The organism is Bacteroidota bacterium (genome assembly GCA_034723125.1).
Lineage (GTDB): Bacteria > Bacteroidota > Bacteroidia > CAILMK01 > JAAYUY01 > JAYEOP01.
On sequence record JAYEOP010000450.1, the window covers coordinates 1 to 9,073 of the forward strand.

The window sequence follows — 9,073 nt, forward strand, 5'->3', positions numbered from 1 at the left end:
GGTAAATAAAGAATATTTTTATCATTAGGGTCAATAACAAATGGATTTATAAACTGATAATTCTTGCCTCCAATTGGGTCAATTCTGGCAAAAGCTGTTCTGTTTCCGTCATTATCAAGTGTCATTTTTGCCATTTTACCAAGCTGTGTTGAAAAAATATAAAACTCTCTATCGGGAGCAATTGCACTATAAGAGCCATCACCATTTAATGGCATTGTCCAGCTTGCTTTTTCATTATCACTGTTTACAAAATAATTACCATTATCCTGAAATCCAGCAATTAATATATCATTTGTTGCTTCCTTTTCAAAATTAACGGTATAAAGTTGAGTGGTCAAATATCCATTGTTAAGTGAAGTCCATTTTACTGTATCAGCCATGCAATCGTTTGTTTTAAAAACACCACCGTCATTAAAATTTATCAAAACATTAGGATCGGTAGCAAGGAAATCTATTTCGTGTTGGTCGGGATGGTGATTTTCGTAAACTGCCCAATTTGGTCTTTTTGTTCCAACTCCGTAGCCACCAATTTGTTTTGTGTTATTTGAGCTTGTAAAACCATCAGTAGAACGATAAAGATTTGTTCCTCCAATGAATAAAATGTTTGAGTCATTCGGTTTAAATTTTATTACCAAATTATAAGAACCTTGAGCATTAAAATCATCAAAACCTTTTTTTGCTTTAGCAGGAATATTCTCTGATAAATTTTGCCAAACACCATCATTTCCAAGCCCGTTATTTTTTACAAAAGTATATTTCCACAAGCTGTTCCAATCTTCAGTGCCTTTGTATCCTAAGCCAAGTTTTCCATTTTCGGGTGTGTGAGCCAGAAAATATATGGAATTTTCGTTTTGAGGATTTATCGCTATTACAATTCTTTCAAATCCTTCGGGAAAGCTGTCGGGTAAAATATTGTACCATGTTTCACCATCTTGGGAACGCCAAATTCCATTGTCGGGACCATCATCGCTCAACACAGCATAAACCACACCCTTAGGAGTTGTAATAACATTTGTATAATATGCAAAAGCCGATGTTGAACCACCAAGCTGTTTATTCCATGAATCGCCACCATCTGAACTTTTATAAATTGCTCCTAATGTTGCAGCATAAACAATATCTGATGTATTATTTGAATTATCAATTGCAATATTCCAGATTACATCCCACAACGCATCAAAGCTCAAATTACCTGATGATGTTTCGGCAAGAAGATTCCATGTTAGACCGCCATCAATTGATTTATACATTCCGTTTCCTGCATAAAAAGCACCCGGAGCACTTGCTGAATTTCCTGAGCCTTCACCTGTTCCATAGTACCAAATATTTGTTTTCCCATTTCTTTTGTCCTGAACAAGACAACTTACAGAATGCAGTTGATCGGCTGTAGTAATTTTATTCCAATTTTCCCCACCATCAGTTGTTCGCCACAAACCACCTGACACAGCTCCCGAAAGAATTACATTATCGTTAGTAACATCAATTGCTGCTCCTCTTGTTCTTCCTCCAACATTGTAAGGTCCACGGTGAATCCAGTTAAGATTTCTATAATTGATTGAATATTTTTGAAAACGACTTTTTGCAAATTCCAATTCTTTTTGTCTGATATTTCTTGGAATATTACCTGATTGAGGATTTTTTAATCTGTTGAATTCCCATTCAAATCGTGATTGTTGCTTGTTTGCACCTCTGATTCCTAAATCATTAAATGAAATAGGTTCTACGCTTTTATTGTTTTTAGAGTCATTTTTACCAATAAAAATAAATATGATAATTAAAAGTATAAGCAATGCTATTGTAATCAGTTTTTTCATTTGATTTCTTTTAAACTTCTCTGAAAGGATTCTTCTGTTAACACAAATTTAAGCATTTTTTTTGTGAATGAAATATGAGTTCTGATTTAGCAAAATTAGGAACTCAGGTTTTGAGTAAGTATAGAATTCTATGTTTAACTGTACTTAAAAAAACATCAATTCTTTGGACAATTAAAACAAAATGTTAACTTTGAGGAAAAAAAAATCAATTTAAAAACATTTGCAAGTAATAAATGATAATGAGATTACGATGGATATTCTACAAAATATAGATTCACTCAAAGAAAAGATAGATCAATTAAGACCAATAAGTCAAGATCTTGAAAAACAAATAATGCAAAAATTCAGGTTAGACTGGAATTTTCACTCTAATAATATTGAAGGGAATACATTAACTTTTGGAGAAACTAAAACATTTTTATTGCATGGAATTACAGCTAAAGGAAAGCCATTAAAAGACCATTTAGATATTAAAGGACATAATGAAGCATTGTTAATGCTTGAAGACATTGTAAAAAAAGAAACTGAAATTACTCAAAAGTTTATCAGGGAATTACATATAATTATTTTGCATGAGAGTTATTTTATGAAATCAAAAACTCCTGATGGGAAAATAGTTCCACGAAAAATAGAAGTTGGGAAATATAAAACACAGCCAAACCACGTTTTAACAGAAACAGGTGAAATGCACTATTTTGCAAGTCCTGAGGAAACAGCTGCAAAAATGCATGACCTAATTGAATGGTATAGAGAAGTTAGAAAAGATTTAAAAGGAAATAAAAAAAGTAATTATCACCCATTACTAATAGCCTCTATTTTTCATTATAAATTTATTGCAATACATCCTTTTGATGATGGAAATGGCAGGTTGGCAAGAATTTTAATGAACTTGATTTTAATGCAATACGGATATCCTCCTGTAATAATAAAAACAAAGGAAAAGGAAGATTATTATACAGCATTGAAAGAAGCGGATGGTGGAAATAAAGACTATTTTGTAAAATATATTGCTGAACAATTAATAAATTCATTAGAGTTGTATTTGAAAGGAGCAAGCGGTGAAGATATTGAAGATGAAACTGATATTGATAAAGAGATAGAACTTTTAAAAGCATCACTTAAGGGAGAAAAAGAAAAACTAACTATTACAAAAAAACAGAGCCGTGAGATTTATTATAATAATATAAAGCCTATTCTTTTAAAAGTTTTTAAAAAATTAGAAAAATTTGATGAGTTGTTCTTTGAAAAAGAAATAACTTGTTGGAGTTTTGGAGATGCCTTAATTGTTAATAATAAAGAGGGATTTTTCAAAGTATTTGAGGAAAGGTTTGATTCTGTTGAAATGGTTGTAGGCACTATAGGTTTTGAATATAAATGGAAGGAATTTAAAAAGACAGAAAGTTTAAATTTTGATTGTTATACATCTTTATTTTTTACTTATGAAAAATATAACTATTTAAAAATATATTCAAAGCAATCAGTATTTAAAGACATCTTTGTTCCTTATAAAAACCCTAAAATAAGCAATGATAGCATTATTTTGATTACAAATTCGTTGGCAAAAAATATATTAAATCAAATTTCTGAACATATAAAAGATGATAAAATCGTTAATTAATTGATTTATAAAATTTTGGATTTTTTCCATAAAATAAATCATCCAAAGGAGTAGCAATGCTTCTGAACAAAGAAGATTTTTCTATTCCTTTTCTGATAAAACGATGAAAGAAATTATTGGGATGAGAATAGGGACAAGTAGCCATGCATATTCCACAATCGGTTCCTATTGTATTCCAATAAGCAAAACATGCATCCTCCTTAAGTTTCCATTTCATTACTCCATTAATATCTTTTATGGCACCTAAAGGTATTGCATTTACAGGGCACACTTTAGCACATTTATTACATTTAGTGCAAAAATCAATTACCGATAAATCCTGAATTCTGTTATCTTTCATCAAAGGTAAATCTGTTGTGATAACTCCAATTCGCACTCTTGGTCCAAGTTTGGGAGTAATAAGAATGCTCATTCTTCCAATTTCGCCAAGCCCTGCATCGCGTGCTACCAAAGGACAAATTAGCTCGTAATTTCCGTCAATATGTGCTTTTGCAGAAAATCCCATTTTACGAATATTTTCAGCAATTGATGTAGCAATTTTTCCTGCATTAAAATATTGCCTTGCCGATTCAACAACTGTTGGTGCTTCGGGTGCAGCACGATTTAAATCCCTGTCCATTTCCACAGTAAAAGCAATCGCAATCTTATGAGTTTTTTTTATTTCTTCACCATATTTTCCACCTCTGCCTTTGTTGCTGTATAAATGGTAATCTTTTAATTCTGTGATACCTACAGAAACTGCTCCCTGCTCAAGAATTTTTTGTTTTATCGCTTTTGTTGAATTTTCAATTTTAATATTTTTCTTTTCTTTTGCTACAGTTCCATCAACAAGGGGGTAAAGTTCCTCCGTTTTGCTAAAATAATAATCTGCTTTTTCAAACAACTGTTTGTTATACTTTGAAGCTTTTGGAGACAATAATCCCGGTAGTGAGCGAATAGAATCATCAATTTTCTTTTTGCTAGGATTTGCTTTATAATATTCAAGGTAATTTTTTTCTCCTTTTATCAATTTATTTCTTGAGAAAACAACATCTCTCTCATCAAATCTTGACTTAGGGATATCATTAATTGCTTTAATATTTTTCCCAAAAAGTAAGACAAAAACAAGGAGTAACAAGAATATAATTCCTATTAAAACATAAACTAAAATTGATTGATAGGGGAAATTAGTTATTGCGAGAAGAAAAAAAGCTAAAGGTGTAACAAACATTAAAATTATTGAAATCCAAAATGCTCGTTTTTCTTTTTCCACTAATGAAAAAACACTAATAATAAACATATTTAGAAATAGAAATATTCCAACAATAAGATTAAAAATGACAGGGAAAGAAAAATCTATATTCGTTAACTGCATTATTAGTAATTACACCTTTTGTGTGTTTTCTCCTTAGGTATTGTAAAAAAAACTCAAATCCATTTTGGTAGCTTTGAACCCAACTTGCCTTCTAATTCTTGTCTTCATCGTTTTCTTTTAAATAATGAATATGTTTTCTTAAAGTTGCCGATAAAAGAATTGAAGAAATAAGAATAATCAAAATTATTAAGAGTGATAATGAGATTGAAAATTCATAACCGAAAATTTCTGCTAACATTTTAGCACCGATAAATACTAAGACAATTGATATTCCTTGTTGTAAAAATTTGAATCTGTTAATAACATTTCTTAAAAGAAAAAACATTGAACGCAATCCCATTATTGCAAAAATATTGGATGTATAAATTACGAAAGTATCTTGAGTGATTGAAAAAACTGCAGGAATGGAATCCAGTGCAAAAATAATGTCTGTGGATTCAATAACAACAATTACAAGAAATAGTACTGTAAAATGTCTTACTCCATTTTCTTTTATTATTATCTTCCCTGAATCTTTGTCGGGTGAAAATTTGAAATGTCTTGTTAAATATTTGTAAAGTATGTTGTCGTCAGGATTGAATTTTTTATCTTCTTTTGTAAAAAATAGTTTTACTCCTGTATAAACTAGGACTGCCCCAAAAATGTATAGAATCCAACTAAACTGTTCAACGAGCATTCCTCCGATAAAAATAAATAATGCTCTAAAAATTACAGCACCAAGTATCCCGTAAACAAGAATTTTATGGTAATGTTTTTTCTTAATATCAAAAAAATTAAGAATTATAATGAAAACAAAAATGTTGTCAATGGAAAGTGATTTTTCAGTAACGTATGTTGTAAGGTATTCAATAGCTTCTTTTTTGCCAATATATAAATAAATAAGATAATTGAATGCAAAAGAAATAACTACCCAAAAAATTGTTTGATAAAGAGCTTCTTTAAATTTTATTTCATGTGCTTTGCGGTTAAAAATGCCGAGATCAAAGAACATGAATAAAATAATAATACTGGCAAAAATTATGTAGAGAATATGTTCGTAATGAATTTTGTCAGCCATATAATTTGTTTAAATGTAAAAAAAAGTTATTTTAAAATATCCATAGTTGCATCTAAATACATAAAAACATCTTGCGGATGTGCTGTTTCACTTTTTTTATCACGTTTTTCACCAAGCCTTACAACAACTGCATTTTTATGTGGAATTATAAATATATATTGTCCGAGAATTCCTCTAAAATAAGGTATTTCAAATCCTTTATGATTAATTATCCAAAATTGGTATCCATAAAAATTAACTTCTTTTCCTTTTTTTGTTTTTAAATAAGTAGCAGGAGAGCTAGCTTCTTTTATGTATTTTTTTGAAATAACTTGTTTTTCGTTCCATTTACCATTGTTTAAAACTAATTGACCTAAGCGTGCATAATCTCTTGCATTTGAATTAAAACAGCAATAGGCTTTTTCTGTTCCACCTTTTTTATCGGTACTCCATAAAGCATCATTTTTGGCTCCAATAACTTGCCATATTTTTTCAGAGGCATAAGTGCTTAGGCTTTTGCCTGTTACTTTCTTTAGGATTGAGGCGAGTATTTGGGTGTTGCAACTGTAATATTTAAACTCTTTTCCTGGCTCTTCAACAACATCAAGTTTTAGTACAAATTCTTCAATATTTTTTCCATAATAAAGCTTTGTTGTTTTTGAAAAAGGTGAAGCATATCTTTCATCCCAATCTAATGCAGAACTCATTGTTAAAAGGTCTTTGATAGTTAATTCTGCGTTTTCACCATTGTTAAAATTGTCAATAAAATCACCGACAGCTTGGTTAACACTTTTGATTTTACCTTCATCAATTGCAATTCCTATTAGTAAACTGACAATTGTTTTTGCCATTGAAAATGAATTTGAATACGAGTTCTCATTGTATGAATCCCAATATTTTTCGTATTGAATTTCTTTATTTTGAATTACAAGAAAAGCTTTTGTTTCTAATTTTTCAAATTCTTTTAAGTATTTATTATCTAATTTTTGTTTGTTAATATTTTCTGATATTTTCCATGCTTGATAATTTCCAGCTTTAACAGTGTTGTTGCTAAAGATTTTGTAATCATCAATATCGGGAGTAAAATATTTTATGCCTTGCTTTAAGTGAAAGGGAAGAATTAAATAAATAACAATTAGAAATAATATTATCCCTCCTGATATTTTTAATATTCGATGTTTTTTCATTTTTTAAAATGATTAATAAAATTAGCTTCTTGTAATTTTTATATAAAAATCATTGTTTAATCAAAAACAAACATAGTGTATTTTTTTTAATTAAAACTTTGTGAAATAAAAAAAATGTTCCACTTCATTTATTTGTCATAATTATACATTGGATCCCAAGGAGGTAGCATAATTGCTTTTTGTTCAAGAATTTTTAGAATTTTCTTTGAAACAAATTCCTTTTTAATTACAACTCTAAACATGTATTCATCAAACCATTCATCTGTCATAGCAAGGTATCCATTGTGTCCTGCCGAAGCTCCCCAGCTATTTTCAAGTAACCATTTGCTAGTATTTCCTTTTTCGTCAATGTCCACTCCAATCAATGCCATACCATGTGATGAGCCACTTTCAAATGTTTGTATCCTTTGTTTTTTATTCATTCCGAAATTTACTCCGAATAGTGAATTATAATCATAGTTGTTGATGTCAAGTGTGCCTGCATTTCTATCTAAAAATTTTCCAACATCGCATGAAAAATACATTGCATTATCGTTGATAATTGATTGCTTTGCAAATTCTTTAATTTCATTTGTAGGTAAATTTATGTAGTTCCAATTAGTGCCTTCCTGAATACTTCTGTCAAGTTCAACATTGTAAAGTTTGTGATATTTGCGAGTAGGGTCGTTCATAAACATAACATACTGTGAAAGTTCAACACCAACTGCTTCTTTGTAAAATTCTTTGGGAGTATATTTTTTTGCAATGCTTAATTTCCCGTTTTTATCTTTATATCTCCATGTAAATTCTTGTGGTGGTTCGCCAAGATTTATTGCAAGTAATTTATAAATTTCAGTCAGCATTTCTTTTTTCGCAGTTTGAATGCTTTCTGCACTTTTGCTGTTTTTATGCATTTCCCTAAGTTTTAATGCATCTTCTTTTAGCTTTTTGCTAATAAATTTTGACATGTAACGGGTGTTTTCACTACTGTGAGTTTCGGGCATAGCACTCATTGGTACAAGTCCGTATTTTGCAATGTTGTCAGAAAATGTTGTCCACTGTCCACCGTCATTTATAGGATGTTTTATTAGCCATTCAACTTTTTTGTCATCAAGATTTTTATCTGCTGTAGCAATAATAGCTTCAAGAAAAAGATTTGATTTTTCCAATTGGTCATAAAAAAATGAATATGCTTCCGAAAATTCAAATTTGCTTAAATTGTATTTATTCATTACAACAGGACGAAATACATTAAGACCAGTAAAGAGCCAGCATCTGCCTGATGATTTTTGATTTGTAATACCACTTGTTTTTACTTTGTGTGAAAAGTAATGGTCAACTTTTCCTGCATTTTTTTGATTTTTAGCAAGCTTATTTATGCTGTTATTTGAAATAGCATTTTGTAAAGCTGTGATATTTTCTTTCTCAAGAGTTTTTCTGAATTCATCCAGCATTTTATCAGAAATACTTCCGTTGTTTTGTGCGTATCCTTGAATAAAAAAGCTTGAAAGAATTACCAATACGAATAATTGTGATATTTTTTTCATAATTTTAAATTAGATTTTTTTAAGAGGGCAAAAATAAGAAAATTGATGGTTATACGTTGATTTGTGTAGAAAAAAAATTAAAGCCACAGACTTCGTCTGTCGAAGACAAGCTAAGTGTAATAGAAGTAAGGCTACGTCTGTCGAAGACAGATTCGCAGATTAAAATTAATTTATATGGAATATTCTAATAAGATATGTGCAGAGCTGTCATAAACTGTGTTTTGCCATACCGTGTAAACGGGTAATAATCAATACATTAAACATAGTGCCAAATCTCAAATTATGACCAGTCGAAGTATATGTCCTTTAGTCCTGATATATCTGAATTTGGCGAAAATTCATTAATTAGTACTTCTTAGAAAAAAAGAAAATTATGCATATCCTTCGCTCATTCCTTTGTCCCATAGAGAGGATGCCAACACACTCAGTGTGTTGGGTTTTCCCCTTTAGGGAATATACGGGGTACAGCTAGTCAAATAATGAGTTTTCTTATAAGCATTAATTACAAAAAGAGTAATTTTGTAATCTGTGAATCTGT

At 30.1% G+C, this 9,073-nt stretch carries 6 protein-coding genes; 1 reads left to right on the plus strand and 5 read right to left on the minus strand.

Going from position 1 to position 9,073, the window contains the following annotated elements:
* Positions 1–1,814: sialidase family protein (locus U9R42_11820; protein ID MEA3496710.1), on the minus strand; the 1,814-nt coding region annotated here is incomplete at its 3' end.
* A gap of 250 nt (positions 1,815–2,064) precedes the next feature.
* Between U9R42_11820 and U9R42_11825 the strand changes: the two genes are divergently transcribed.
* Positions 2,065–3,432 (plus strand): Fic family protein, encoded by a 1,368-nt coding sequence (locus U9R42_11825; GenBank protein ID MEA3496711.1) that lies wholly within the window; start codon positions 2,065–2,067, stop codon positions 3,430–3,432.
* On the opposite strand, the gene U9R42_11830 is transcribed toward U9R42_11825, so the two are convergent.
* The 4 genes from U9R42_11830 to U9R42_11845 all read right to left on the minus strand — a co-directional run bounded on the left by U9R42_11830 (position 3,425) and on the right by U9R42_11845 (position 8,535).
* The gene (locus U9R42_11830; GenBank protein MEA3496712.1) at positions 3,425–4,786 is read right to left on the minus strand and encodes a reductive dehalogenase domain-containing protein; all 1,362 of its coding nucleotides are present in this window, start codon (positions 4,784–4,786) and stop codon (positions 3,425–3,427) included. The two genes, U9R42_11825 and U9R42_11830, sit on opposite strands and share 8 nt — an antisense overlap.
* Before the next feature lie 91 nt (positions 4,787–4,877).
* Positions 4,878–5,843: a TerC/Alx family metal homeostasis membrane protein gene (locus tag U9R42_11835; protein ID MEA3496713.1), complete on the minus strand. Its 966-nt coding sequence runs from the start codon at positions 5,841–5,843 to the stop codon at positions 4,878–4,880.
* A gap of 26 nt (positions 5,844–5,869) precedes the next feature.
* A complete protein-coding gene (locus U9R42_11840; GenBank protein MEA3496714.1) occupies positions 5,870–7,009 on the minus strand; it encodes a serine hydrolase in 1,140 nt (379 codons plus the stop codon).
* A 128-nt stretch (positions 7,010–7,137) separates the two neighbouring features.
* Complete coding sequence (locus U9R42_11845) at positions 7,138–8,535, minus strand: C1 family peptidase (protein MEA3496715.1); 1,398 nt, start codon at positions 8,533–8,535, stop codon at positions 7,138–7,140.
* Between the last annotated feature and the right edge of the window lie 538 nt (positions 8,536–9,073).